Raw genomic sequence first — 26838 nt, 5'->3', positions numbered from 1 at the left:
AAGCAAATAGAAAAAAACTAGCCTTGGCATAACATCACCCCCCTCTTTTAGATGGGGTATTTTTTTGTCATAAAAGTAAAAAATTCTCTCCTTTTTGCAATTTAATATTCTACATATTATATGAATAATATGTGACATTTTATCTGTTACCATTTAATTACACATGATGGTAATTTATAGTAAAAATAAATGGAGATTGAGATATAGATGCAGCCCCTCTTTGTGAGGGGTTATTTTTTGTAAAAATTATTTTTTTATACCTAAAAAGGTTTACAATTAACCTAATTAGGTTTATAATAAAAACAGATAATAAAACAAGGGAGGAAACGAAAATGAAAAAAGTTATGACAAGAGCTTGGGAAATCGCTAGAGAAGGCGCTCAAAAATTTGGAGGTAAAATTAAGGAATATTTTGCTCAAGCCCTTGTCATGGCTTGGAAGGAATTAAAAGAAATGGCGTCGAATAAAATCATGATCATCGCTGACCAGGACAGAATGGTGCAGGTTATCAAAGGTGTTATGAACGGTAAAGTTTTTCGTAGCAAGGAATTTACAACTTCTCAAAAAGATAAATTTATGAGTGAATACAATTACTTAATACATCAAGGGTTAAATGCAGTTGAGTTCTACAAAATTGTTGAGGGTGTAGAAACTTTTGGTAAATCTACCACAGTTAAATAAGAGGTGTTGCTTATGTCTAAGCGCATGAACTTAATTGGTCACAAATATGGGAAATTAACTGTTCTGAAGGAAGTTGAACAAATCGGGAAGGAACGAAGATTTAAGTGTCTATGTGATTGCGGTAACACAACTACCGTATTAATGGCTAGTCTTAGGTCAGGTAACACCAAATCATGCGGGTGTTTAACTTTTGCAGCAAAACGGATTGATCTAACCGGAAAAAAATTTGGAAAACTAACAGTGCTGAAACTTTCTGATAAAAAAGCAAACAGCGGAACTTATTGGGATGTAATTTGTGATTGCGGTAATACATCTACTGTTTTAGGGCATAACTTGCGCTACGGGATGACAAAAACTTGCGGATGTCTAATAAACATTATCGGCCAAAAATACGGTTTATTGACTGTCCTAGAAGAAATAGAGCCGTTAGGTAAAACACGCAAGTTTAAGTGCCGATGCGAGTGTGGCAATACACCCATTATTGCAATGCAAAATTTAAGAGCAGGTATCACAAAATCCTGTGGTTGCCTCAGAAAAAAGGATGTTAGAAAAGCATATTACAGGAAAATTAATTTAGAAGGACAGGTGTTTGGAGAACTTACCGTAATTAATGAAAGTCCTGAAAGACTTCGTAATGAAAAAGCTTGGGTTTGTCTCTGTTCTTGTGGCAACAAGACTCTTGCTAGTAGGGGGCAATTATTAAGGGGAGCAAAAAAATCATGTGGGTGCTTACGTAAAAAAACTCCTTCAAACGCCCTTAATCTTAAGGGTAGAAATTTTGGAAAGTTAACTGTATTAGAACGGTCTGGACGAACTAAAAATGACAATGCCCTTTGGTTATGTCAATGCGAGTGCGGGAGAACGATCAAAGCGAACGCTACAAGTCTAAGACGTGGTGAAGTAGTCTCCTGTGGCTGTTTAAAACAGGAACAAATGAAAAATGCTCGTAAAGGTCTTGAGGATAAAACAATTGATGGGGTGCAAGTACCGCTTTTAACTAAAAAAGTAAGGACAGATAGTAAAACTGGTCATAAAGGCGTGTACAAGCGCCTCAGAAGAGGAAAAGAAGTTTTTGAAGTAAGTATCACTATCAAAGGGGTACGGAAATATCTCGGAACCTTTACTGACATAAATAAGGCAATTGAAGCACGTAAAGAAGCCGAATTAAAATATTTTCTACCCTATATTAAAGCATTGGAGGACAACAAAGATGAAAGAAATCGATAAATATATGCATGTTGCAGAAGCAGCAGAGCGTTGGGGAGTTCCGATCGAAACTGTGAAAAATAAACTTAAGCCAGCTAACAAATATACATGGCCGAAAACGTTGGAAATGATCGAAGAAGGCCTACTTAAATACCACCAACAGGAGGGTAAAAAACAAAAAAACTGGATTATCTCTACTGCTGCAATGGAAAGATGGTTTGGAGAAAAAATACAAATAAAATAACCTAAAAAGGTTTACAAATAACCTAATTAGGTTTATAATTGAAGTATCAACAGGTGATAAACAAAAAAATAAAAATTTTAGGAGGAAATAAAAATGAGAACATGGAAAAGAGAAGGTTATGAAGTGGTAGAAAAGGAATTTGATTATGCTTTACACGCATTTGATGTTGTAAAAGATGGAGTGGTTATTGCAACAATAACACCATCAACAATCCAAGATATGAATCAAATAATTGAGGACTTGGATAACGGTGATGATGTAAACGGTTGGGAAGACGGATCAGGTAATACAGTGTACGTTAACTAAGTACAAAGGAGCCACTGCTTAGGTGGTGGCTCTGGAATAAAAAATAACGCCACCTGTCGGGCGATTAAGGCGGGATATGAAAGGAGAATGGAAAATGAAATTAGAAGAAAAAAAAGTCGCAATTGAAGAAGCGATTAAACAAGCAGATTCATTTTTAGAAACATTACCTAATTCTGAAATGGAGGATGAAGAAATCGATTCCTCATTTGAACATTTACACCAATTGTTAGGTCATCCTTATGATGATCCTAACGAAGAAGTTCCTGAAATCATTTGGGAACACACTTCTTTAATGCAGAATGAACTTCGTTTATTAAATTGGGCAGCGAATGAACTAAAAGAAGCTGCCAAAATCTTTTATAGTCCTTCTCTGCCTTGTGATTGGGCAGATGAAAATAAAGTCCACGAACTATCAAAAGAAAACGTTCAATTTTACGTATTAAGTGGATATGATCGTATCGCAATTATTACAGCTGCATTAGATCTAATTAGCATCTATGGATTAGATGCTACCGATGACAAATTTGTTGAAAAATATTTGTGTGATTTTTTAGGTGTAGATTATGGTACGTATGGCGTACACCACATGTACCAAGCGGGTAAACTCCGTAACTTTGACAGATTACAAGACCAAATTATTGCCGATTACTTGGTATATGATTTTCTGTTAAAAACTACGTTCAAAAGAGTAGAGTTAACAGATTACTATGCACTAGTAATAGAGCAATAAACTCAAATATAATATAAAATCAGCATACACGTATAACCATTAAAAACCCCCACTCAATGAGCAGGGGTCGATTGCGTAAATCCATGCGGCACTCGATTGCTAGCAAATCATTTGAGTACTGCAAATACGCAACATGTGGCCTATATAGGCACAAGTAAAAATAAAATTAAATTTATTTCAATCCACGCCCATTAGGTTGGGCGACTTTTAACTAGCTAGATAATAGCATAGACTAATTTATCTGTCAATAAGCCCCTACTCAATGAGTAAGGGCTTTAACATTTTACTCACTTTTACCAGTGATATACCCTCTGTCCACAGCCACATAAAGTAGCCCTAGAGCATCTGCTCCTGTTAACTCACCATTAATAAACTTAGTACGCCATTCTTTACCAAGTGCCGGGTCTTTTTGTTCAAAACGGTTTAACACTCGTAATAGAGCGTTTTCCATCTCTTTCACTGAAAATTTAACTGGTTCCATAAGCCAGCTCACTTCCTTCTTTTCATTTGGTTTAACAACTGTTTTTGGATTAAGGTTTTTGAGTATCTCAGCCTTTAAATCTGCCATCCTAAAGTTTTTACCAGGACAAGCAGTGGCAGCTAAATCACGATGCCCAAGCACATCATTTATTTGTAACCCATGCTCTTTGATTAGTTTAGCGATCAACCATCCGCCAGCCTTAACCTGTGCATCCGTCATATGTTGCTTATCAAAATCACCTTGAAAGCAAACTCCTAGCGTATCGCTATTACGCCCCGAACAATGCGCCCCTACATTTTTCCCTCTTCCCTCTTGGATACGGCCATCAAAAGTAATAAAGTAGTTATACCCAATCCCCGCCCAACCTTTAGAGTTTCTGTGGTAATTGTGGATGTCAATAATTCCCCATGACGTATGATCCGGATGGTGGCAAACCACCTTAGTTACTTTTTTAATCGGAGTAAGTTTGCCCTTAAAAGCCAGTTTTGGCTTTTCTATTTGCATCACTTGCCATCTCCTTTAGTCACGATTTTAGTCTGGTCAAAAAGACCAGCTGCAGACAAACCAATCATCAAACCGTACATGATTTTCTCTTCAACAGTTCCGCCGACATAAAAAATACCCGCCAGTAACCCTAGTACAAGAGATACAGCAGGCAAGTATTTTGTATTGATAACCTCTATACGTTTCACAAACTCTGTAAGTGCCAGCACAACTGCTATAATAAGCGCTAATTCAAACATTATTAAACACTCTCCTTATTAATATTATTAATTCTTAAATGAGCTTGTTTAGCCGACTCCTCGACTCTTGTCACACGCTCGTTAAGCGCCCCAATATCCTTTTGGTTTGCTCTCAACTCAATCCTTATGTCATCAACACCTTTGCCAATGTAGTCCAACTGCGCCTGAATTTTTGCATCCTGCCGCGAATCTGTCTTAACTTCTTTTGTCCGGTTGAGCTGATATCCAAAATAACTAAGTAACAACCCACCAATGGCAATTAATACTCCAACCTCTACTGTCATAAGTCACCTCGTGTCATTAAAATAGCCCCGATCGGTTCGGGGCAGTGCTGAGTATTTGTGCAAAATAAAAAGAGCCATGAATAGACTCTCAGATTAATTAATATAAGATTCTTTAAGCCATACAGCTGTCCAACTAATTTGACCTTGAAAACTATTTTTTAGGGTAACTGTTACAACTCCATCATCATTAATATTCAAATTTTTCTCAAGCACATTTCCTTCTGAGTCAATTACTTCAAAACTAATTAATCTTTCTTTTGAAAAGTGTTTTAATGTGTGTATAGAAAATCCGCGTAATGTCGTATTGGCACTATCCAGACCGTGTAATTTTAGTAACTCTTCCTGTTCAATGCTTGAAATAATATTGTTACCACTTGCAAAATAAAATTGTGGATTCTTTTTTATTTGTTCTTCTACCCTTCTATCAATAATATCTAATTCATCATTTATTTTTTTATTTACCCATGACTTTACTAATACTGCCAAAGCCCACCCAACAATACCAACAGCTAATGCCAATAAAGCAACAATTACTGTGATAGTAAAGTAAACATTTGATTGAATGGTTGTTATTAACTTCTCTAACGATTCTATTTCATATGAATAATCTTTAGGTTCTATTTCCATTATAACCCTCCTTTTATCTTCCAATATTCGACAAACAAAAGGACTTTCCTTCAAAATGTCGAAATTATTCGTTTAAAAGGAAGTGATACTAATGAATGAGAAATACGATAAACTTTTTGATTTACCCATTGAACAAGTTGCGCATGATTTATCAATAGTTAGACTTCAGCTTTTGGATAAAGATAGATTATCCACCACTGGAGATGTCGTTAAGCAATACTTAGAAGGCGTTGAAATCTTCAAAAATACAATCGATTCCATGATCAAACCTACTGTCAAGGGATGATGAAATAGGCAGATTACACAAAATCTGTTTTTCTACATCTTTTAAAACGTTCACTGACTGACGAACAGTCAAATTGTTTTGTTTCAAAATTGTCAAAACTTCTCCAACTGTATTTTTGAATGGTGCAGTTGGAGATTCATCCATTTTTTCAGCAATATTTCTTATACTATGTTCTAATTCTTTAGCAAGAATTTGTGGATTCACTGCTGCTAAATTTCTTGGGATATTTACAGTTAAATTAATGATATTATTGTCTTTCATATTATCTCCTCACCTCTCCGCTAATCTGCTTTAATTCCTGTTTAATTTTCTTAATTATGGTCGGTCTATCGTTACCGAAAGTAGCCTCTAACTGAAACCCCGATGTTTCATAAATTTCTTTTATTTCAGTGATCCGCGCATCCATCGTCACCCCCCAATCTTTATTTTGCATGGTAACGATGTCCCCTAAGTTATAATGCTTTTCATAGACGAAAGGCGATTTAGTGAGAATTTGCCCTTCAAGATAAATTTCATGTTCATACTCTTTTAGTTCTCTTTCTCCGATTGCTCTTACTTCAGCTCTAACTTCATCTTCTGATCTTGGCGTTGGTTCTCCTTCCTCGCCTTCGGGAACCGGTATCTCCGTTTCCACATTTCGCGCATCTAAGAAAATCTCAAAACGATTTACGCCTACACCCACTCCAACCTCTTCAATTATCCTTTCAACACTTTCACCAGGTCCGCCAACATAAGCTGTATTTTTGTAATTAAGATCGCTCTCTAAATAAGCCATCTGTTTTATGCTGTCAAAGTCGGGGCTAAACATAACAGGCGGTAGCGTGTCCTGATTTGATGTTAAATCACTGCCCTCGTATACATCAAAAACAAACTGCTTATTTTCAAGGTCTAAATAGATATTCCAGCCCAATCCTGAGAAAAGTGATATATTAGTTATTTCTTCAGATAAGTTAATATATCTACTTAGCCAACTGGTCTGAGCACCTCTATGTTGATTTTCGGCAATAACTAAGTTTGGTAGTTTTCTTTTTGGATCCAAAGGGTTAACTAAATGCCTATCTACATAATGCTTGATGATGCTTTCCGAATCTCCATCAATCTTGTCAAATTCTTGTTTTTCAGGAGGAACCGTTATTCTTTGGCCAACAAATGACTTTAAAGGCAAAGCGTGTATTTTCCAGTTTTCTGTGATTTTTCCGTTTTCGTCAAGTTCGATTTCACGGTGGCGAATGATAAAAGCTTTATGCACATCAGCAAACGGAAAAATGATATTTCCTTTAATAAGTTTGTCTACATGCTTTTTATATCTGTTGATTCGCATTTCGAGACTACCAAGGCCATGCCAACTACGGGTAAAAAACAGCGATTCATAATTATCAACCTCTCCAAGTAAAACAAAGGACGGCGATATAATTCTGACGGGCTTTTTCTTATTCAAACTGTTTCATCTCCTAAAAGAGGGCATAAAAAATACACCCTCTTAGGTGTTTGCTTAAGCTTCATAGGGAATATTAGTGATTTCCTGATATTCATGAGCTGTAATCATCTTTGTTTGGACAAATCCTTTGAGCGATTCGTTTGTGTATAAAGGATGACGATTATCATAAAATCTCTTTACAGTATTAAACCAAAGGCTCATTATTGATTACCCCCTAACTTTAATTGCATAATTTCAAGTAAAGCATTTCCTAAATCTGATTCTAATTGCCTTATCCTCATTTTATCTTGCATTGATTCATAAACCAAAGTTGCTAAGTCTACCTCTAACTGTTCTGCTTTTTTTGCAGGGTTTTTCTCTTTGTTAACAAATTCAACAGTAGAGTTTTCAATGTTTATATACTGTAACGGCATTATTCAACCCCTCCTAAAATTCTTTTTATTACGGGATTTGTTTCTACGTTATTTCGGCTAAACGAGAACATTATTTCCGAATGTTCTTCAAGTAAAACTTTCGTGAATTGATCTTCATCTTTCGTACTTACCTTGTCCATCTCCAAACCATTAAATTTAGCAAAATCTATACGAATTTCTTCATCTCGATTTACCCAGAACACGGCTTCTTTAGAAGGTTTTACTGTAAATCTTACATCGTTTACTAACAACTCGTTTCCGTAACCTAATATTCCCCTCCCATTTATTATATTGCCCTGTCCGCCAACTAACACGAAAGGAATGTCTACTTCACTATCCGGATCAATATAAGCTATTCCACTTATACTAGAACTTTTCGTGTCAATTATATTAAAAGTCGATTGATTATGTTTAAGTTCATATATTCTAGCGCTTGATCCATAAGAAAAATAGTAAGCATCCCCATTTCTGACTCTGTAAAATAATGTCATCCTTGTAGGGACAGTAAATGTCACTGGCTGAGTCCAAGTGTTTAAATCGGTGGACTCAAAAACTTTCCCTCTATTAGAAGATGATGCTCCCCAACTTTCAGCAAGCATATATGAAAACTTTCCATTAATCTTTTGCAAGTCCACCATTAAACCGCCACTTGGAACATATATAGTATCCACGTGAAAAGTATCTGCTGCTGTAAATTTGTCATCTACCCTAATAATTTCAGCATTATACTCGACAGTTGTTGATCCTGGCAAACCTGAAGTTAATGCAAAATACACATAGTTATTATCAATAACAAAAGATAAGTTTTTTGTTCTATCCATTATACTTTGCTTATTTGTTTCTAGCGCCGGAATCGGTACAGAATTGCCGTGTTTAGAAACTAAACCATTTTGATCAATTTTTATTGCGTGAGCTCTTCTCGAAAGCACCGATTGAGAACCAGTTAAACCAGTGACAATATAAATTAATCTTTCTCTTTCATAGAAATTTGCCATTAAATTTTGAATGCCTGCATCCACGTCAAATGTTTTATCATCAACCCAGTCTCCATCTAAAATGGTTTGGACGCGTAACTGATTAATGTCTATATTACCTACCAAGATTAGATATTTCCCATCTGAAAGTAACTTGTAGTATTTTGGAGTTCCTTGATCAAAATATTCAGTTCCGTTTTTTCTTACAAATTCCCATGTAGTAGTTCCATCTCTTAATCTGCCAAGATACCAATATGTTCCCGAGTAATTAATTTTATACCAAGAATCTCCTGCCCTGACTAATGTATGTTCTGTAACCCCGTTTAATTGAGTACCCTCGGTTGTTAATTCCATCTCATTATAAACTTTATTTTCATAGGTACCCCAAACTCCAAATTCCATTGCTTCATAATACGGCCTTTGTACTGCCATGGTTCTTGCTACATTCGCACCTTCTTTATAAGAATTTGTCAGTGGTCTTTCAAATGTAATCATGTCACCTTCTGGAGTTACATCCACCTGTATTATTTTAATTCTTTCTAAGTTCACATCATCGTAAACGGTTACTTCTTTGTTAGGCTTAAAATCTCTAACATCTCTAACATGTATAGTTTGGGTGCCTGCTTCAATAGCATCATACGTAGATGTTCTTGCCATATCTATTTCCATCCCAAAAGACGTATAAAAGTTAGTACCGAATGTAACCCCATCTTTAACACGTCTAGATGCTTCTAATTGTAAATTTAAATTTGCAACTTCACGTTTTATTTGATTTTCAGAATTTCGGACATCATTAACTGTAGCAAATGAAGAACCTTGTAAATCTGTAAACCATCTTGTATACTCTTCAACAAATTTATTCCATTGTTCAACAAAAACATCCGTAGGGACCGCCACTAAAGAATGCGCCAATCCACAGACGCTTTGGTCTAATCTTTCATCTAGAATATCTGTTTGTTCTATATAAGATTTCCCCGCAACAATTCGAATTTGTGCTAGAGATAACTCATAGATTAAAGGTTCATCGTCACCATCAATTAAAAAGACTCTTTCTAAAGTTGGTGGATCAGGATTAATTGACGGCTCACCCTTTTTAATAAAGGCTTTAATATACCTGTTATCTATCCGATTATCAAATCTTAAAACAACTCGGTCTATACGATCCAACAAAGAATCAGGGTCATCGATTCTATAAGGTTGATTATCTACGTTGTTTCGAATATACAAACGGCCTGCTATTAACGCTTTCCCAGGTTCTACAGTAATTTCTCTGTTGTTTCCGTTAGCAAATACCTGTAAGTTTGGCTTAAAATTACGATGTATTAAACCTGTAAATAAAAACGATCTCCAATAATCAGCCATATCGGACGCTTGATTTCTTCTTCTGTCTGTTTGAGTACTGTTAAAAAACAGATATTTTTCTGCCACGTTTTCACCTTCCTTACACTGCGTTGTAACGCTCCTGCCACTCAATTGTTAGAGTTGCACTTTCTTGTCCAGCATCAGCCGTGTACCGTATCTCATTCTCTCCAATGGCAAGTTTAAAAAAGACTGAATTAATATCAATCCAGCTAAATGCATCCTCACCATTCAACAAAACATATTTGTTTCCATCCTCAGTATTAATTTCAAGCACATCATTAGCCGATAATGTTCTTTTCACCTTTATAAACTCACCAGTTGTAACATTTGTGAGCGTAGGATAAGATGTTGGACCTTTGATGGCAATTTTTAAAGGTACTTCAGTATCACTGTCATTAGTAAAGTAACGGGTATGCCCTTCGATTCCCATCTCGAAATAGTCATCAAAAGGAAATTCAAACAGTTCAACGAAGGCAGCCATTGGTTCCTCAATTAGTTGTGGACTTCTCCAATATGGATCTGGACATCTTAAACTAATTAAGACAAGTTGGTATCCGCCGAAACGTTCATCGGATCCACTCGGAAACTTTGGTAGGTGTTCTGAAACCGCATTAATTTCTTTAACTGCATCTCCAAATATATAGGTGAGTTTTCCCTCGCCTAAGATTGGATTAAATACAGATGAAAATAGGCTCCGTGTATCTGATATCCTTTCATAATCAACTGACATGCTTACCTCAATCAAGATATGTCTCTCTTCTAAAGTAGAATCAATAAATGTACTACCATTTTGGAATGGGGCTTTTTGAGTCTGAATATCTGCATCGACATCACCTAATCCCTCAACCTTTGATAATGTGTAAGGAGACGAATTATCCAATGTTATGGATTGACCTCGACTATTTGTAAAAATTAATTTTTGCACAAACTAATCCCCCCATTCCATTCTTGTTTGTTGAAGCAATTGCTTATTTTTCCTTGCGATTTCACTTGGTGATAAAGGAAAAGTAGTAAAGTGATTTTCTTGATTAATCGTAACTTCTGTTTTCGAAGATTTTTGACTTTCTCCCCCCACAAATCCAGCGTCAATCATTCTGAATAAATTAGCTTGTTGTGCTTCTGTTAGAATCATTTCGTTTGGTAAAGCACGAATGTCTACTTCATTATGCATTGGCTGCGACATTAATAAGGATGGAACCCCACCAACATGAAGTTTTAGTGGTTCTCTTTTCCCTACAACTCCACCACTATGCTTTTTATCTGGTTCTCCCCCAGTAAAAAATTCTTCAATTGATCTAATTATTTTTTGGACAATAGTAACTTCTTTTTTTACTGGTTTCCCCAACTCATCTGTGATTTGTTTTGCTTGGGAAAACCCATCGCCTTCGAACTTTATATTCTTTCTTGCCTCTTTTTTTAGCTCTTGAGTTAGTTCTCCAGCTTCTTTCTTACCTTCTGTAATTTTGGTATTAGTTTCTTTTTGCTTTGAGGTATTATCATTAATGGCCTGTCCTGCTTCGTAATAACGTCGGATCTGCTCATTGATTTTCTCTATTGTTTTTTGTTGCTCACTATTTAAATTTTCTACTCCTCCAGCAGATTTAATTATTTCAGCTCTTTTTTGTTGCTCAGCAGCAATCGCTTCATCAATTTTATTCTTTTCCTTGCCTCTTTCAGCAGTAAGACCTACTGAAGCAAGTATATTTTGATTGATGGCCATATATATTTCTTTATCTTTATTAAGAACCTGTTCTGCTGCTCCTAAATTTTTTATTCTTTCATTGTAATTATTTTGCAAATTTGCATAGCTTTCTTGCTGAAATTGCAACTCTACTTTTTGTAAACCAAGTTGGTGTTCTATTGACATTAAAGCACGCTCTCGCTCATCACCAGAAAGTGCCATAGCCTCTTTCTTTCTTAATTCAAGTTGCTCGATATTATACTCAATAGCTGCAATTTCAACCAGCTTTTCATTACGTTTGGTTAGTGCATCATTCACTTCATTAACTGCTTTTTGATAATCACGAATATGCTCTGCCATATTTGCTTCTACTTTAGCCTGCTGTGTTTCTAATTCAATCCGCTTCATTTCAAGAAGTTCTTTATTAAGTTCCTTTGCTGCATTCGTGTTATCAGCAAAAGCCTGACCAGTTGCACTTATTGCTTTTTCTGTTTCTGGAGCTTGTTCTATTAAACTGTTATTTGCCTCAATAAGTTTGTTAATCTCATCTTTTGAAAGTCCTGACCTTTCCCTTAAGACATCAAGTACAGAAGAGAAATTTTTTATTCTTTCAGGATCAGTTGTATTTTGAAGTTCCTGCTGAACGCTCATATATCGAAGCATTTCATCAGTAGTTAACTTATTCTTTTCCTGCAATTCATCAAATACACTAATCGTATCACTCAAAGCTTTTTGCTGCTTATCCAACTCAATATAATGTTCCATTGTTACTGTATTCGCTTCTTCTTGGGCAACCTTGTATGCTGCTACAGCTCCACCTAACAATGATACACCAGTAATCAACCAACCAGCAGGACCCATAGAAGCCATTAACCCCTTAATTGCTATACCAAGTTTTGTAACCGTAGTTACAGCAAGCGCAATTGCAGCAGTTGTTCCAGCGAAGGCTAAACCTGTTTTAACTGTATTTGCATCCATCTCTCCGAGGGTACGAACGAGATCGGTTCCATACCGGACAAATTGAGTAAACAATGGAAGTAAATCATCGCCAATGCTAATGCTTAAACCTTCTAGAGCTGATTGAAATTCTACAAAAGCACCTTTCAAAGTTTCCATCTGTGTTTTCGCAACTTCCTCAGCGACTCCTCCGGAATTTTCTAATTCCTTTGTATAATCTTGCAGCCCTTTTTCCCCTATTTTTAACAACGAAAGGAATCCACTTGCTGCTTCTGTACCTACTAATTGGGCTGCCGCTTGAGTCTTCTGAGTTTCTGTCAAATTTTTAAATCTATCAGCAACATGACCAATTAATTCAGGAAGTGGTTTCATTTTTCCGTCTGCAGTCTGTACTTGGATGTTGAATTTCTCCATAACCTTTGCAGTCTGACCAACAGGATTTGCCATTGAAAGCAAGGCTGCACGTAAAGCAGTACCCGCCATAGACCCCTGTATTCCGGCATCAGACATTTTAGCAACAGCTGCTGCTGTCTCTTCGATAGAATATCCTAATGACGAAGCAACTGGAGCAACATACTTCATTGCGTCGCCTAATTGCGGAAGATCTGTATTTGCAGTTGTCATAGTTTTTACCAAAACGTCTACTGCTCGGCCAGTATCTTCTGCTGCCAATCCAAATCCTGTCATGATATTTGAAACAATATCTGCACTTCGACCGAGATCGATTTGCGCCGCAGCTGCAAGGTTTAATACCCCGGGCATGGAAGCAATGATATCTTTAGTCTGGAAACCAGCCATTGCTAAATATTGCATACCCTCTGCCGCTTGGGACGCACTAAAAGCAGTTGTTTCACCAAGTTGTTTTGCAGATGCTTTAAGCGCTTCGAAATCCTCGCCAGTTGCACCACTTATTGCTTTTACACGAGCCATTGAATGTTCAAAATCAGCAGCAGTTTTTACAGAGTATGTTAGCGCCCCGACGACCGCTGCACCCACTGCTAATGCTGCCTTTTGTATCATATCGATATCTTTTGAAGCTCTTTTGGCAGAAGACCCTGTTTGATTCATCTCGTCTCGAGCCTGTTGCATACCTTGCCGAAACTGTTGGGCTTCAAGGAGCAAACGAGCTCGTAATTCACCTAACTCCGTAGCAATCGTTATGACCCCCTTTTAACGTGACTTATTAGCGCCCATATTTGTTAGCAAGCGCAGTTTCTCGAATTTTTCACGGCTAAATTGACTTTCTTCTTCTGTGTTTTTAGGCACGATATTTGCCATAAACGCTTTGTACTCTTCGTCAGATAAGTGCCGCTGATTGGTGGCAAGCAGTATCATGATTTGCTCGAAACTCTTTTCCCTTTTCTCTTTCGCCTTTTCTTCAAGCAAAACAGGGATATCCACCATGTAAAATTCGTTTTCGATTGCTTTTTGTGAAACTCCTAAGATAAGCGCGGATTTCCTTAAAAAATCATCAATGGATATAAAAGAGCCTTCTACTCCGTTTCCTTGAGTAGAAGGCTCTTTACGTTTTTTATAACATCGTTCAAATTATTCTTTTTAATTGTTTTCACTAAATACATAACAATCTCATCAAGACCAACCTTCTCACTGATGTATTTTTTATCTAATCCTGAAAGTACCGACACAAGCTCTACTACTTCATCTATCGCCAAATCACAGGCAGAGATTACGTATCCATAAAAATCTTCTTTAGGAGCAAGCATGACTTGCATAATAACACCAGGTAATTTATCAAGACGACCAAAAACTTCTTTCCATACTTTTGGTGTAAGTTTCCTTACTTCAACCCTTTTTTCACCTAAGTAAAGTTGATTCTCACCAAGCATGGCCCTTCTTAATTTGTTCAACATATAGAATCCTCCATAAAAAAGGAGAGCTGATTGCCCTCCTCAAATTAGTCTTCTGATTGATTATTGTCATCAGTTATACTCACTGCTTCATCACCCAAAAAGAAAAATAAACCATCTTTATCTGGATATCCAACAAAAATAATATTAGCGACTCTCTCATTATCAGAGTTGTATGTCCATTGAATTTCCGGCATTGGGCTCCCTAATGGAATTGTAATGTAATCATTTGGAGTTGTTCCCGGTGTAGTTGGTTTAACAACTACCTTTTCAGCATTTTTTAAAAGATCATAACCTGCTTTAGCATATACATTTAGACGCTTTTTAACATCATTTGGAGTTGTTGCATCTTCCTTATAAATGCTTCCCGGCATTACCCTACTGAGCTTTTGCAAATCATGCAGAGCAAATGGAACCGCCAATTGACATGTTCCACCTTTTAGAATTGATTTAACTGGCGTGTCTCCGAATTGGTCAACTGTAATATCTTGCTTGGAAAAGTTAGCTGTAAACACAATACCGCCCTTTGTGATATCAAAGACAATAGGTGATGTATCTCCAAACTCTACTTCGGCAGGACCGATTGGAACATCAATGATTTGAGTATTATCTGCCATGTCTCTTATTCCTCCTCTTTATAAGGCTGGATTTTAAATCTAAAATTTGTTGAAAAAACTGGTCTATCCATTGTGTCTATTCCAATTGGAATTGGACTCGATTGCATAGCCTTGCTGTGATATACGTGATTGTTACCAATCTCGTATCCTATCTTATTATCTAGTTGTCGGATAAGACGTTTTGCTAATTGCTCCGTCTGATCCATTTGAGTAAAATCAGATTTATAATTTTTTCCTTTAACAATAACCTGAAACGTTGGATATTGAATCGGTAAATCATCATCAGACTCGCCGCTCGAAGTCCCAAACACAAAGAGAGCAGGCAATTGTGACTCCTCCACATCAGGCATAAAGTATGCATCTGGATAGACATTAAACCCTTCTGCTGTTAAATAATTTATAAACTCCTTCGCTCTCATAGAAACACCTCAAAATCTTAGAGCATTTCTTAATTCCTCAATAATCAAGCTTTCATTTATCTTGATAGCATTTTCAAGATACTTCTTACCAGGAGAATAACCTTTATAACCGGGCTTGCTTGCGGTTTTTGGTCCCGGTGACATATAAACAACTCGTCCTGATTTCGTCTTTCTAAAACCTTCATGTTGTACGGTTGCATAAGCACCAACTTCAGGACTAACACCAAAGTCAATATACTTCGACCTTATCATTGTCTTGACAACTCCGACTGTTAACGCGGACTCTAAATCACCCGATAGAAGTGGAGCAAGCTTCTTAGCATCAAAGATAACTTTTTCTGCAAGTTTTGTAAGAACTCGATCTATTCTCAATTCAATTTCTCTCTCAATTCGATTTAAATTCGATATCATTGCTTCTATGCCTTCTATCGTAAAGATTTCCCGCTCAGCCATAAATAACTACCTTCTTTACCTCATCAGTGCCAAGATTTTTTTTGATTTCAATATGCTTAACCTCATATCGAATCTCCATGCCAAGTGCATTAGTATATATAAAGTGATCTTGTGTTTTGACATGTTGAGCACCCTCAATGTGAATTTCAGCAATAGAAAGAACATCTTCGCCTTTGTCATTTTTAATCAACTTTTGTTCTTCAACGACCTTCGCTTTTTTGGAAACGGGTTCATATTCGATAACTCGATTCCAAGAATCTAAGACTGCTATCATATGAATTATGTCAGCTGGATATCCAAAGATGCTCATATCAACTTGCCACCTTCGAGTGTGACCGTTGATTGCTCTTCTTCTTTTTCAAATAGTGGAGGTCCTAATACTTCCCTAACTTCAGGAGCAACAATATCTCTTGTCCGCTCTCCATAATCCACACGGTCTCCACCATCTGCTAGCATCTTTACCCCTTGCTTTTGATATTTAATAGCTGGGTCTAACCCTTGTAGTTCCCAAATGACTTGATAGCTGACTGTTTCATCATCTAACTCAACATCGGGATACCATCTTTTTAAATTTCGAGAAGCTTGGACTATCGCAACCTCTTTACGTGACGAATCATCCCAAACTTTAGTATCAATAATATTCCCCTGAATCCAAGTGTTCACTGATTCGAGTGTAGGCATCTAGTTCACCTACTTCTTTTGAGTTTCATTTTTATCTGAAGATTCCTTTTCTGCTTGCTTCTTCACTTCTTCTGCTTTTTTCTTAGCTTCCTCTTCGGTTTTTCTCAACTTTTCAGCAAGTTCGTCTATTTCAGCAACATTGAGCTCCAGCAGTCGCTCTCCATCTTCCTTCTTGACCTTTTTAAGAGAATCACCAGGATTAAACCATTTACCATTATGTTTAATTGTTGCTTTGGCTATTAAGTCCACTCTCTTCACCCTTTCGATTAACTTCAAAAGGGGATCAGCAAACATGCTGACACCCTTAATAAATCAGATTACTTTTGCTGTCACAACAGAATCGTTATACCCAAAGCTTGGGAATGCAAGATTTACACCTATCGTTTCAACGCGGATTGGATGTTCATTAATTTTACGGAAAACAAAAATACCGTTAGAATCCGTCTTTTCTGCCTTGATATCACTCATCATTTCTTCTGTGGATTCCGCCCATAAATAATGACCCAACGGACCTTCTGGGAGCATAACAAAACGGTCTTGCGGAGCCATTCTGACTGTAGAAAATGATAATTTACCATTAGTCAAAGCTTTATTTTCTACTCTTGCTTGAGTATCGTAGGCTGCAATTTTAGGCAATTCCAAAGAACTGAATAAGGTATTTAACTGCTGCTTATTAAGTTGTGGCGGATTAGCTGAACCGGACGGATCTCCGAAATATTGTTTCCTTAGATTTAAGTTTTGTAATAAAAGCGATACTAAGCGGCTGGATGTTAATGCCCGTGTTAATTGGATTCCTTTTTCGGCCATTGATTCTTTCCAAGTTTGAATGTCTTGAATTGGATTCGAACTTTCTGTGTTTGTCCATAAATCCGTCCCGCTTAAAACAGGCTTTTGTTCAGTTGTATAACCAAAATCAACAGATATTTGAACATCATCTTCCGCATAAGTTACAACTCCTGTCGTAACTGCTTGCATGGCAATCCATTCTTTACGAGCCTTGATTGCATCTACTGCATAATCTGCATCACTTAGTTGAGTTCGACGAAGTTCAGCGACCTCTGATGGGCGTAATCCACCTTGATTTGCTTGCAGCAATAATCTAACTAGCTTTTCATCCATTGCACGTCCACGTTGAATTTTAGGAATTTCAATACGTTGTCCTATCATACCTTCACGGCTTCCGTATTCCACTTGAGTTCCTAACTCAGCAATTTGCGCCATTACTGGAAGACGAGAACCTTCACGAATAACATCCACTGTTAACTCTGATGTTTCACGAGCTGGAAAAAGCAAGTCATGTAAATAAGTATTCGGGGTTGCTAGGTTACGAGAGTACACAATTAATTCTTCACCTGATAATGCTTGTTCTAAACTTAATAATTCTGGAGGCATTTATATCATCCTTTCAATTTTGGGTATTAAAATAAGCCACATCCATTTCAGATGTAGCTTTAAGCGAATACAATATGAGGCATTTTACTTCTAAGTGTATCATCTACTGTAACTGGAATACGTTCTGATATTACTTTCGCGACCTCGTATCCAGCAGCGACATGATCACCTTCTGTCACATCATAAGTATGCTTCAAAATGACAGTAGGGTTTTCAGATCCATTTTCTCCGTCCGGATCATAAGGAACATATTTACCGTTTGCCAGTTTCGCCATTGGCATTCCTTTTTTTACAATTTTCTTACCGTTGACTGCTGCTACTGCAGAAGAATCAATAGTAATTCCATTAACTACTTCTCGGACAACCTCATATGAGGCTAAAATTTCATAATGATCCTGCACTTCAAGTCGTTCACGTGGTTGTAAACGCATGAAACATTCCTCCTTTAATTTATGCCCACGGATTATGGGCAGTTGTAGTTTGAGCCCCACGAGTGGAAGCGAGTTTCTTAATATCTTCTAGTGACTCTTTTTGTCGTTGTTGATTGTTTGGAATCGATGCTCCAAACGTGCCGTTAGCACCCTGTTGCTTAAGCAAATGAGGTTTTTTCTTCGCCAATTCCTCAAGAGCTTCTTTTACGCCTATGATATTTCCCTTATCATCTTCTTTCACTTCTGACAAATCAGCAAGGGCGAGTGCATCTTCCCAATCTGCAAAGTCGAGTTCCTTTGCTTGTACCTTAACCTCGGAATTTCTTAATCTAGTAAATGTTTTCTCCCGCTCTTCTTTTAATTTGGCTTCAAGGAGAGCGTCAACGTCGACAGGATCGGTTTTTTTATCTTTATCCTTGTCTTTGTCCTTATTTAGAGCAGCAGTCATTGCTTCGACAGATTCATAACCTAATTGCTTTGCTAGTGCTTCTTGGGCTTTCTTCTCTGCTCGAGGCAACCGATCTTTGATCATCTTATTTACATCTTCTTGGGTAAAAGTCTTATCGTCCCCTTTACCATCTCCACCATCATCACCACCACCGTCTCCTCCGTCCCCGCCATCAGCGAAGAATTGTAAATCGAACCTTAACGGTGATGTAGCCTTAAACGACTTAACCTCTTTTTTGTCCTTGGCAAAGAGTAGCCAAATAGATACAAAAAATAAACGAATGTATGAGATGATTCTTTTCATGTTTTTCCTCCTATTTTTAAGCCTTAGTTGGCTGATATCCGATAGTTGTTCTTTATAGCGCCTTCAACTTACCGTGTAAAAAGGCATAATTAATAGCCGTTATGTAACGACTCAATCTTGATTGATTTTTCCAATGTTCCTCGACGCTTCTCCGGCAATTCGTGCTGAGATTTCTGTTGTTTTTGCTATTTCCTTTATTTTTTCTATCTCAGAATGAGAAAGAATCGTTTCTTTTCGGTGTAGTGGTACTAAATTACTAATAAATAAAATACCGCCGACATTTGCCAATTTAACCACCCCTTTTCTTAATCTCTATTCCAAACTTACGGAAATCTTCCATCCACTCCTGATACTTCTTCGTATTCCTCGCCTTTTGACTGGCGAAAGTCTTTAAATCTGGCAGATCTGGCATTCTAGATTTATAGCGAATCCACTGTTTACGAGTCTCGTTTTGCTTGGATTTTTCACGTTGCAAACGCTCATACTCTCGGATATGTTCTTCTGTGCGATTATCAATAAAAGGTCGATTTGAATCCTTTAAAGCTTGCTTTAGTTCACCCTCATCCATATATTCCTCAATCCAAGGAGAAGTGCTGTGTACACAATGGCTATGGTATGGAGGTCTTGTTTCAAGCCTCGGAAACCGCTTATCCTTTCCACTTAAGGAATAAACTCTTCCTTGGTACTTAGCACAATGTTCACAAGTGATTCCAACGTAATTTACATAAACAAGGTCTTGATTGTTATCAATCATTCGATTTATCGAACCTTCAACATGAGCCTTTCGCTGATGATATTGGATCACATTGGCCATATACTTCTCAGCGGGAATTCGAGTACCATTTTTGGCAATCATACCTGTTATTCCACTTTGCTTAGCTTCGGCAATAGCATCTTTCGTCGCTTGCCTTCGTGATACGCCTTCAATTATTGAGCGTTGATTTGCATTCTTTACTATATCTTGTATACGTTGCTTTACATCTGTTGCCATGTGATTGCTACATTCTAAAATGCTATAAAAGGCTTCATCCAAAATTGCCTGCACCGCTTTAATATGGATAACACCTTTTAAACTCTTCTGAATTGACTTTACCCCTATTCCTTGAGAAACCATGGAGGATATTGCTTCTCTTGAACCCTGCCTATATGACTCGGATACTATTGAACTAGTAGTTTCTCCTGCTTTAGAAGTAAGTTCATTGATGATTTCCTGTACTTGTAAAAGTAAATCGGCAACTGCTGTTTTAGCTGAACTTTCTTCAAGTGAGTTTATTTGTTCTCGAAGGCGCTCTTCTGAAACTCTATATAGCTCTAATAACTTCTCGATTTTACTCATTATTCATCATCCTCAACACTAGCCTTTGGAGGCTGTGCATAAATGGGATTCATGCTGTTAACTGTTTGTTCTTCTTGTATTTTCTTAACCTCTGCTGCTATGGCATCCTCAGACCAATCCGGATGAATATTGCGAACAGTAGCCTCAAGTGACTGAACACCACTCTCATATTTTTTAGTCTCTTCCGCGTCTTTCTCGCTAACTGCCTTAGGCAGCATATCCGCCCACTCAACAACGGGATTTGAAACAGTAAAATTCGTACCCCCTAGCTCATTTTCAAGAAGAATGCATTTTCTTATGGCATCTTTTATGGCTGCATCAAATTTGTCCCTGATGGCTTCTGACTTAATAACAGATTGAATCCATTCATAGAGAATCGCAATAGCAGAACGGCCACCACCATCAGCATTGATTCCTGCTGCTTGTGCAGAAGTTTTGGAGATTGCTAACATATAATCAATAAGCCTCTGAACATGTTTAAAGGATTGATCTGTTTTGGCATCCCAAGTGATATATAAAGGAACTGCACCATTATTTTCATCATAACTAACCACTTCTAGATCGGCATTTCTTACAAAACGCTCACCATAATAGGTTTTATTTTTATTTGCTACCGAATCCCATAAGGCCCGCGGAATCGCAAGTTTTGGTTTTCCGTGTTTCTCAAAAACTATGGAATCACGAGTAATGGTCCAGTTGATCTCCTCTTGAATCACATCAACATTCCGAAGGGCTGAACGTCCACGAGGTTGGAGAAGGGTTTCATCATTCGGAATATAGCCACACATCAATTCGTTAACACCTTCCAAGACTTGTTCTTCTGGAATAATTAAACCGAACATTTTAGCATACTCACTTATGTCAAATTCCTCGTTTACAGTATCCTCATCCATCAAAAAAACCAACTGCGTAATGAGCAATTGGTCTTGTTCGATCCTTTGTCGTTCAACACGTAAATATTTATTTTCTCCACGAGTTTCAACCCAAGAGACGTCAGCCCCTAAACCATCCTCATGCTCGAAATAAAGGTCTGCTGGCTTCCATTCAAACCAAGTTCCTTTTGCATCTCTTCGAATACGATAAGCCACACCACAGTCTACTTGATGCTGAACAACTGCAGACCAAATATTTTGATTTAACTTTGATGTCTTCACCACATTTTGTACAAATTCAAGTAAATCATTATCCTTTTCGGTGTCGGCCGATACATTTCCTAGTGACCGATTAATCAAATCAGCCGGAAGCTCAGCAATAACAGCAGAAAAATTAATAACTACATAATGATGCATAGCTGCCTTTTCAACTAAATTTTTACGAAGATAGGCTTGTCTAGGTTTCCTTATCACTTTTGTTACAGTTGTTTCTTTAGCAAGTTCCTGCGCACGTGGAAAGATATTTTCGTGATTACCTTCGTACAAATCCCGATAATAACGAATCTCTTCTATTTCTTCATCAAATGGTGGTGGAGGGAACTTCTGTTTTCTATATTCTATTGTCATGATAGCACCTCGCTTTATCCATCTTCTTTATCAGCAAGATGGGCTAATAATTTAAGTTCGGCTTACATCTTCTTGATTTGCTTTTCGATTCTGTCCACTTCTTTAAAAGCTTTTTCCGCTTCCTTTTCATCCAAAATGGTAGCTGTACTTTGATAAAGTCTTTTCCGCTCTTTTATCAATCTATTAATCTCGTCACTTTCTACATGCCACACATACTTTTCCAAGCAATGAGGGCAAACGAAATAGTGAAAAAATACCTTTCCACGCTTACCATCGGTATATGCCTTTTTTTTCAACTTCTTAATCTTGAATCCTTTATGGCACTTATCACACATGACCTTTTGATTTATCATTTCCTCACCACCTAATTACATATATTAATTTTATCGCCACAATCCGTATAAACGACTTTCTTCCCGAAACAAATTGCATTATCTTTCAGGACCTGATAAAGGATCGCACTCACACGATTTATGGCATCTTCATCTTGTTCCGTATAACCAGCTTCAAAAAAACACGCATGCAGCATCTCATGTACAAAAACCTGTTCCTTTCGCTCTTGGCTCATATCAGCATCTAACTCAATTTCTGCTGTCCCATATCGAACCACTCCCATTTTGTCATGGTTATTGGATAAGCCCTTAACATTTTTAACCGAATACTCAATTCCAGCAACATTAACTTTTTCAGGTACCATGTAAATCCCTCCTTTACCATCCAGTTGGGCGCTCTGTTGCCCATTGCATCTCTTTTTCTGGTGCAAATGCTAAGGCTAACGCATCCGCTCGGTCAGGCGACTGCAAACCACGCTTTTTCATATCTTCTTTTCGTTCTAATTTGACTTTCCCTTTGCTCGTCATGTGATATTTACGAGTGGTTAATTGGGAAATCAGCTTCTCATCCTTTGGTAGTTGAATTTCAGCTTGAGTTCCTTGCAAATAAGCTGAGATATTCGCTTGCAACAAGTCTCGAATAGCTGCCCACATTTCGGTACCGCGATTGTCATAGTGTTCATTATCCTCAGCAACTCGACCATTCCCCATTGGAACGACTCGAATAGGAACTGGAAATGATTCAGTACGGGTAAACTCCATTAATTCATCCGTAACCCCACCACCGACTCCATCATCATCAATGCGAATGACAATTTCATGAATTTGAGGATATTCAGCAATAAACTCTCTTGCGGTCTGAATGATTCGGCCAGTCGTTTTAGTAGTGCTTTGCTTGTTATATCCTCTAAGATCAAACACTTTACCGCCAATCCGTGGAGCGATAACCGTTTCATCGTCCCCATAACGGGCGATATCCGCTCCGATGTATAAAACCCTTTCGATAGGTTCTACAATCGTTTCTGTGGCTGTTTCTGCCATTTCTAATGGGATAAATACATCTGGCTCACTCTTAGGAAATCCTCCGTAAACACGTACCCTCACCGCGTCAGAATCTTTCCCATACTTTCGAATCAGACGTTCAATATTTTCTTTACTGGCTCTTGGAGAGTCATAACTTGATACTTTATGAGTCTTATAATCGGCTCTATCTTTGTGATGGGAGTCATAAAAAAAACCGCTCGTTCGAGTCGGGTTCCCACACATTAGTAATTTGTTTTCAACACCAGACAACGTACCGAATATGGCTTCCATGATGTTGTCCGCTACCCCAGAAGCTTCATCCACGACAAAAAGCATATAGTCCTCATGGAATCCTTGCATGTTTTCTGGCTTTGTCGCTGTTCTAGCAGTAGCAAACCAACGCTCTTCACTGCCTATCATATAAACTTTGGTTTTGGTCCATTTGAGGAAATTCTTAACCACAGACGATTCTAACCACTTGGCGATTTCTGCCCAAAGAACATCATTTAGCTGTTGTCGAGTAGGAGCCGTACAAATGACTTTTGGATTGGGTCTACAGCATAAATACCAAATAACCGAAATGGCTTCTAGTCCTGTTTTTCCAACTCCTTGCCCAGAACGGACAGAAACGAATCGACTTGAAGCTAAATCACTCAGAACATTTCTTTGCCATTCATCTGGAGAAAATTCAAGAATATCTTCTGCGAAAGCTACTGGGTCATCCCAATAAACATCAATAAGGTCCACCAAGACATTGTAAGGTAAGTTACTCATCTTGCTTCACCTTTTTTCGCTTTTCGGCCACCGCTTTAAGAGCATCCACCCATGTTTCAGCACCTTCTTTATTGCCACCTCTAAGGTTTTCAAGTTCAGCTTTCGTTTTATCAATACTTAATCTCATGCCTTCAAGCTTCAATCTTCTTTCATCATCCACATGTGCCATTTCATCAAATTGTTTGATTAGACTTCTTAACTCAGACATTGCCCTAGATTGTGCTGTTAAAAATGTGGCTTGCCTATCCCAAGCAAATTGGAATTCGTATTCTTCTTCGGTGACTTGTTTTTCAAAACCTCCACCTTGGTCTTTAGGCTTCTCGAAATACTCATACTTTGCTTTTTTCAATTCCTTAATCATTTCTGTTTTAGACTCAACATGCATAATTTGTTGAGCTCGAATAATAGCAGCATACTGAATCATAATTTGGTCCCATATTAAATCAACAGGACTCTTTTCTTCTAACATTCCCATAAGCTCTAATGTCTCTTGTGGAATGTATTTCGAAAATAGACCATGAGTAACTGCATTTTGATTTCCTTTAGGAGCTCCACCTTCGTTACCTACTGCATTCTTATTTCCTTTTGGAGCGCCCCTCTTTTTTGTGTGCACACTTTTTTCTTGTGTATGCACACCATCACGAGACCATTTATAACGGGTTTTCCATGACTTTACTGTATTAAGAGATACATTGTGCTTTTCGGCGATCTCTTTATATTTCATACCCTTTAAATAATCTTGATAGGCTAGTTCTTTTTTGTCGGCCATCTACATCATCACCCACCTCCAAGGCTTTTTGAGTTGTTTTGGTGCAAAAGAAAAAGCACCCTAAAACTGGGTGCTTACAAATTCAATTTACTCTGCATCTTTTTCTCTCAACTCTCCAAATGTTTTATTTTTTTCTTCTTCTGACAATGAACTATAAAAAGTCTCATAATCCTTAAAGCCTTTTTGAAATTCTTTATTTCTTAAATCTCTACAATTTCTCAAAGAAAACTCCCTATTCACTATTTCATTCCAGATATCAATGCATTCCTCTGCATTAATCGTATACGAAACATCTGTTAACCTATCTAAATGCTTAGAAAAATTATCCGAAGTTTCTCCATGTTTTTCTTGGAATTTTCTATTAACATTTAATGAGTTAATAATCGCTTCACCATGGTTAGTGATTTCACTGTTTAAATTTTTACTCATTTCTTGAATTAATGAATTTATTAGAAATTCTTCGGCTATCTTAACTTCTCTTACCAAATAATCAATTCGATTTTTAAGCTCGAAAAGGCTCATACTCTTGTCCATGTCTTTTATACCAATTGCATATCCTAACAAAAAACAATTATCATTGATTGTTCCTCTTTTGCTCGGTGTTCTTGCGTCCCATTCTTCTAGTGCATTAATAAATTTTTCTGTCCAACTCATTTTATCATCTCCTTTTCGTATTATTTCGACAAAAGGAGATATTTTCCTGCAACTATTCAACTATATTTACAAAATATAACAAAAAAAAAACCTCCGAAAGGGCTAGAAATAAATAACCTTTCAATAACAAGTGGCGAATGCACGTCTTTTGCACGTCATGAAATAAATTAAGCTGCAAAATTTTTCACTTTTTTCTTTGCTCTTTCTACATATTGCTGAACTGTTCTTCTAGATATCTCTAAAATTGCGGATATTTGCGCATAACTTTTCCCTTGTGCCATATGCATTAAATAACATTGTCTTTCTCTTGCTGAAAGTTCCATGAGAACGTCAACTATTTTTAATTTTTCTTCATCGGATAAGATGCGTTTCGGCTGTTGAAGATTAATTTCAGGAAAAATATCCATATCCATCAAAGACGTTCTTTGGTAAACAGAGCGACGATCAATTCCTCTTCGATTACCAGGACGTCTACCTTTTTTCATCCAATCTAATGCATATTGCATATCTGATATCATTTCACTTACTATTTTATAGTCTTCTTTGTCTTCTGGAATATCTAGATTCAATGACTCTTTATATTCTTCCAATGCCTTTTTCCCAATGGAATACTCTTCTATTAAGGTTTCAACCCATGTCTTTGCTTCTGAATTAAGCCTGGCAGCTTCTTTCACTAGGACCCCTCCCATATGATATAATTAACATTAGGGTTGGCTGGGAGAAGTCCTGGCTTTTTTTATTTCTTTTCGTATTCAATCCAGTGAGTTTCGCATAGTAGAAGACTTCCGTTATCGGTTTCTACGAAGAAATCTTCGCCATTCTCGATACTAAGAATCTTTCCGCATTTATCACATCTTTCAATCATTACGAACCTCTTTTACTGCTAAAATCACTATATCCCCATCTTGGCTTATGGCTAGCAAGACTTAATTGTGCGGCCGCCTCACCAAATGATGTGCCCTTTGGCTTTTCGGTTGGTTTGATTGGATACTTTTCTATATATGCAAGACGTTCTTCCTCAGTCATATACCAAACTTTCACTTCTCCGATCATGGACATTCTTAGCACCTCCATCTATCTTTCTTCCTCAATTAATTTAACTCTGCCTAAATCCACTTGCATGAGTTTTCCTTCGTATTTTACAACTGCGACTGGATGAGCGATAACTCCTCCATGATGACCGCCAATCATAGGTGATGGAGGAATTACATCTGAGTACTGAAACAATCCCAAGTATTCTGCTTTCACCCACTCACTTTTAATTAGTAAAGAACACGGGTTTCCTTCCAAATTTACACCCTCTATCTTTTGTTTACTTAATCAAGTTCTTGAATATTGTTAATCGCTCCGGCTAAATCTTGATTGGTTTTAGTAAGTGTTTCGACGAGATTCTCTAGACGTTCTATATCCTGCTGCTGTTGCTCAAC

38 protein-coding genes are annotated in these 26838 nt (G+C 37.4%); 5 read left to right on the top strand and 33 right to left on the bottom strand.

Annotated elements, in window-relative coordinates; genetic code table 11:
• The first annotated feature begins 332 nt into the window (after positions 1-332).
• The 5 genes from PZE06_RS21000 to PZE06_RS20980 all read left to right on the top strand — a co-directional run bounded on the left by PZE06_RS21000 (position 333) and on the right by PZE06_RS20980 (position 3166).
• Positions 333-680 carry a hypothetical protein gene (locus tag PZE06_RS21000; RefSeq protein ID WP_150949343.1) on the top strand — a complete coding sequence of 116 codons (348 nt, stop codon included), beginning with the start codon at positions 333-335 and terminating at the stop codon, positions 678-680.
• 12 nt (positions 681-692) lie between these two features.
• Positions 693-1907, top strand: coding sequence for a hypothetical protein (locus PZE06_RS20995; protein WP_150949346.1), 1215 nt, complete (start codon positions 693-695; stop codon positions 1905-1907).
• Positions 1891-2130, top strand: coding sequence for a helix-turn-helix domain-containing protein (locus PZE06_RS20990; protein WP_150949350.1), 240 nt, complete (start codon positions 1891-1893; stop codon positions 2128-2130). Before PZE06_RS20995 ends, PZE06_RS20990 begins: the two co-directional genes overlap by 17 nt.
• A 93-nt stretch (positions 2131-2223) precedes the next feature.
• Entirely contained in the window at positions 2224-2436 is a 213-nt protein-coding gene (locus PZE06_RS20985) for a hypothetical protein (protein ID WP_150949353.1), read from the top strand.
• Between the two features lie 94 nt (positions 2437-2530).
• On the top strand, positions 2531-3166 hold the full coding sequence (locus tag PZE06_RS20980; protein ID WP_150949356.1) for a hypothetical protein: 636 nt from the start codon (positions 2531-2533) through the stop codon (positions 3164-3166).
• 283 nt (positions 3167-3449) lie between these two features.
• On the opposite strand, the gene PZE06_RS20975 is transcribed toward PZE06_RS20980, so the two are convergent.
• The 33 genes from PZE06_RS20975 to PZE06_RS20815 all read right to left on the bottom strand — a co-directional run bounded on the left by PZE06_RS20975 (position 3450) and on the right by PZE06_RS20815 (position 26701).
• Positions 3450-4151, bottom strand: a complete 702-nt coding sequence (locus PZE06_RS20975) for a peptidoglycan recognition protein family protein (protein ID WP_150949359.1) — start codon at positions 4149-4151, stop codon at positions 3450-3452.
• Entirely contained in the window at positions 4151-4390 is a 240-nt protein-coding gene (locus PZE06_RS20970) for a holin (RefSeq protein WP_150949363.1), read from the bottom strand. The genes PZE06_RS20975 and PZE06_RS20970 overlap by 1 nt, the downstream gene beginning before the upstream one ends.
• A 2-nt stretch (positions 4391-4392) precedes the next feature.
• Complete coding sequence (locus PZE06_RS20965) at positions 4393-4674, bottom strand: hypothetical protein (RefSeq protein WP_150949364.1); 282 nt, start codon at positions 4672-4674, stop codon at positions 4393-4395.
• A gap of 93 nt (positions 4675-4767) precedes the next feature.
• Positions 4768-5301 carry a hypothetical protein gene (locus tag PZE06_RS20960; protein WP_150949367.1) on the bottom strand — a complete coding sequence of 178 codons (534 nt, stop codon included), beginning with the start codon at positions 5299-5301 and terminating at the stop codon, positions 4768-4770.
• 220 nt (positions 5302-5521) lie between these two features.
• Positions 5522-5848, bottom strand: a complete 327-nt coding sequence (locus tag PZE06_RS20955) for a hypothetical protein (RefSeq protein ID WP_150949370.1) — start codon at positions 5846-5848, stop codon at positions 5522-5524.
• 1 nt (position 5849) lies between these two features.
• The gene (locus PZE06_RS20950) at positions 5850-7025 is read right to left on the bottom strand and encodes a siphovirus ReqiPepy6 Gp37-like family protein (protein ID WP_150949373.1); all 1176 of its coding nucleotides are present in this window, start codon (positions 7023-7025) and stop codon (positions 5850-5852) included.
• A gap of 54 nt (positions 7026-7079) precedes the next feature.
• A complete protein-coding gene (locus tag PZE06_RS20945; protein ID WP_150949376.1) occupies positions 7080-7226 on the bottom strand; it encodes an XkdX family protein in 147 nt (48 codons plus the stop codon).
• Positions 7226-7438, bottom strand: a complete 213-nt coding sequence (locus tag PZE06_RS20940) for a hypothetical protein (RefSeq protein WP_150949378.1) — start codon at positions 7436-7438, stop codon at positions 7226-7228. The genes PZE06_RS20945 and PZE06_RS20940 overlap by 1 nt, the downstream gene beginning before the upstream one ends.
• Entirely contained in the window at positions 7438-9840 is a 2403-nt protein-coding gene (locus tag PZE06_RS20935; RefSeq protein WP_150949381.1) for a hypothetical protein, read from the bottom strand. The genes PZE06_RS20940 and PZE06_RS20935 overlap by 1 nt, the downstream gene beginning before the upstream one ends.
• A gap of 13 nt (positions 9841-9853) precedes the next feature.
• Positions 9854-10699: a phage tail family protein gene (locus tag PZE06_RS20930; RefSeq protein WP_150949385.1), complete on the bottom strand. Its 846-nt coding sequence runs from the start codon at positions 10697-10699 to the stop codon at positions 9854-9856.
• Positions 10700-10702: 3 nt separating this feature from the next.
• Entirely contained in the window at positions 10703-13480 is a 2778-nt protein-coding gene (locus tag PZE06_RS20925; protein ID WP_191963283.1) for a phage tail tape measure protein, read from the bottom strand.
• A 102-nt stretch (positions 13481-13582) separates the two neighbouring features.
• Positions 13583-13798: a hypothetical protein gene (locus tag PZE06_RS20920; RefSeq protein ID WP_150949390.1), complete on the bottom strand. Its 216-nt coding sequence runs from the start codon at positions 13796-13798 to the stop codon at positions 13583-13585.
• A gap of 107 nt (positions 13799-13905) precedes the next feature.
• Positions 13906-14283 (bottom strand): hypothetical protein, encoded by a 378-nt coding sequence (locus tag PZE06_RS20915; protein WP_191963284.1) that lies wholly within the window; start codon positions 14281-14283, stop codon positions 13906-13908.
• A 44-nt stretch (positions 14284-14327) separates the two neighbouring features.
• Positions 14328-14897: a hypothetical protein gene (locus PZE06_RS20910; RefSeq protein WP_150949393.1), complete on the bottom strand. Its 570-nt coding sequence runs from the start codon at positions 14895-14897 to the stop codon at positions 14328-14330.
• 5 nt (positions 14898-14902) lie between these two features.
• Positions 14903-15316 (bottom strand): minor capsid protein, encoded by a 414-nt coding sequence (locus PZE06_RS20905; RefSeq protein WP_150949396.1) that lies wholly within the window; start codon positions 15314-15316, stop codon positions 14903-14905.
• A gap of 9 nt (positions 15317-15325) precedes the next feature.
• A complete protein-coding gene (locus PZE06_RS20900; RefSeq protein ID WP_150949399.1) occupies positions 15326-15769 on the bottom strand; it encodes an HK97 gp10 family phage protein in 444 nt (147 codons plus the stop codon).
• Complete coding sequence (locus tag PZE06_RS20895) at positions 15762-16079, bottom strand: hypothetical protein (RefSeq protein WP_150949402.1); 318 nt, start codon at positions 16077-16079, stop codon at positions 15762-15764. The genes PZE06_RS20900 and PZE06_RS20895 overlap by 8 nt, the downstream gene beginning before the upstream one ends.
• Positions 16076-16450: a hypothetical protein gene (locus PZE06_RS20890; RefSeq protein ID WP_150949405.1), complete on the bottom strand. Its 375-nt coding sequence runs from the start codon at positions 16448-16450 to the stop codon at positions 16076-16078. The genes PZE06_RS20895 and PZE06_RS20890 overlap by 4 nt, the downstream gene beginning before the upstream one ends.
• A 9-nt stretch (positions 16451-16459) precedes the next feature.
• Positions 16460-16744 (bottom strand): DUF7210 family protein, encoded by a 285-nt coding sequence (locus PZE06_RS20885; RefSeq protein WP_150949408.1) that lies wholly within the window; start codon positions 16742-16744, stop codon positions 16460-16462.
• Positions 16745-16762: 18 nt separating this feature from the next.
• Positions 16763-17842: a major capsid protein gene (locus tag PZE06_RS20880; RefSeq protein WP_150949411.1), complete on the bottom strand. Its 1080-nt coding sequence runs from the start codon at positions 17840-17842 to the stop codon at positions 16763-16765.
• Positions 17843-17901: 59 nt separating this feature from the next.
• Entirely contained in the window at positions 17902-18273 is a 372-nt protein-coding gene (locus PZE06_RS20875; protein WP_150949413.1) for a head decoration protein, read from the bottom strand.
• A gap of 19 nt (positions 18274-18292) precedes the next feature.
• Entirely contained in the window at positions 18293-19024 is a 732-nt protein-coding gene (locus PZE06_RS20870; RefSeq protein ID WP_225310737.1) for a scaffolding protein, read from the bottom strand.
• A 111-nt stretch (positions 19025-19135) separates the two neighbouring features.
• Positions 19136-19312: a hypothetical protein gene (locus tag PZE06_RS20865; protein ID WP_191963285.1), complete on the bottom strand. Its 177-nt coding sequence runs from the start codon at positions 19310-19312 to the stop codon at positions 19136-19138.
• Between the two features lies 1 nt (position 19313).
• Complete coding sequence (locus PZE06_RS20860; protein WP_150949416.1) at positions 19314-20360, bottom strand: phage minor capsid protein; 1047 nt, start codon at positions 20358-20360, stop codon at positions 19314-19316.
• Positions 20360-21859, bottom strand: a complete 1500-nt coding sequence (locus PZE06_RS20855) for a phage portal protein (protein WP_150949419.1) — start codon at positions 21857-21859, stop codon at positions 20360-20362. Before PZE06_RS20855 ends, PZE06_RS20860 begins: the two co-directional genes overlap by 1 nt.
• A 62-nt stretch (positions 21860-21921) precedes the next feature.
• A complete protein-coding gene (locus PZE06_RS20850) occupies positions 21922-22212 on the bottom strand; it encodes a hypothetical protein (protein ID WP_150949422.1) in 291 nt (96 codons plus the stop codon).
• Between the two features lie 11 nt (positions 22213-22223).
• Positions 22224-22556, bottom strand: a complete 333-nt coding sequence (locus PZE06_RS20845) for an ImmA/IrrE family metallo-endopeptidase (protein WP_150949425.1) — start codon at positions 22554-22556, stop codon at positions 22224-22226.
• A gap of 13 nt (positions 22557-22569) precedes the next feature.
• Positions 22570-23988 (bottom strand): AAA family ATPase, encoded by a 1419-nt coding sequence (locus PZE06_RS20840; protein ID WP_150949428.1) that lies wholly within the window; start codon positions 23986-23988, stop codon positions 22570-22572.
• Positions 23981-24757, bottom strand: coding sequence for a phage terminase small subunit (terS, locus tag PZE06_RS20835; RefSeq protein WP_150949431.1), 777 nt, complete (start codon positions 24755-24757; stop codon positions 23981-23983). Before terS ends, PZE06_RS20840 begins: the two co-directional genes overlap by 8 nt.
• Positions 24758-24844: 87 nt before the next feature.
• Entirely contained in the window at positions 24845-25411 is a 567-nt protein-coding gene (locus PZE06_RS20830; RefSeq protein WP_150949433.1) for a hypothetical protein, read from the bottom strand.
• A gap of 167 nt (positions 25412-25578) precedes the next feature.
• The gene (locus tag PZE06_RS20825) at positions 25579-26085 is read right to left on the bottom strand and encodes a sigma-70 family RNA polymerase sigma factor (protein ID WP_191963286.1); all 507 of its coding nucleotides are present in this window, start codon (positions 26083-26085) and stop codon (positions 25579-25581) included.
• Between the two features lie 190 nt (positions 26086-26275).
• Positions 26276-26470, bottom strand: coding sequence for a hypothetical protein (locus PZE06_RS20820; protein WP_191963287.1), 195 nt, complete (start codon positions 26468-26470; stop codon positions 26276-26278).
• Between the two features lie 15 nt (positions 26471-26485).
• Entirely contained in the window at positions 26486-26701 is a 216-nt protein-coding gene (locus PZE06_RS20815; RefSeq protein WP_150949441.1) for a hypothetical protein, read from the bottom strand.
• Positions 26702-26838: the final 137 nt, after the last annotated feature.

The sequence above is a fragment of the Robertmurraya sp. DFI.2.37 genome, assembly GCF_029211245.1.
GTDB lineage: Bacteria > Bacillota > Bacilli > Bacillales > Cytobacillaceae > Robertmurraya > Robertmurraya methanolica_A.
The sequence above is the reverse complement of the archived record's forward strand: the minus strand, read 5'-3'. Positions and strand labels throughout refer to the sequence as shown.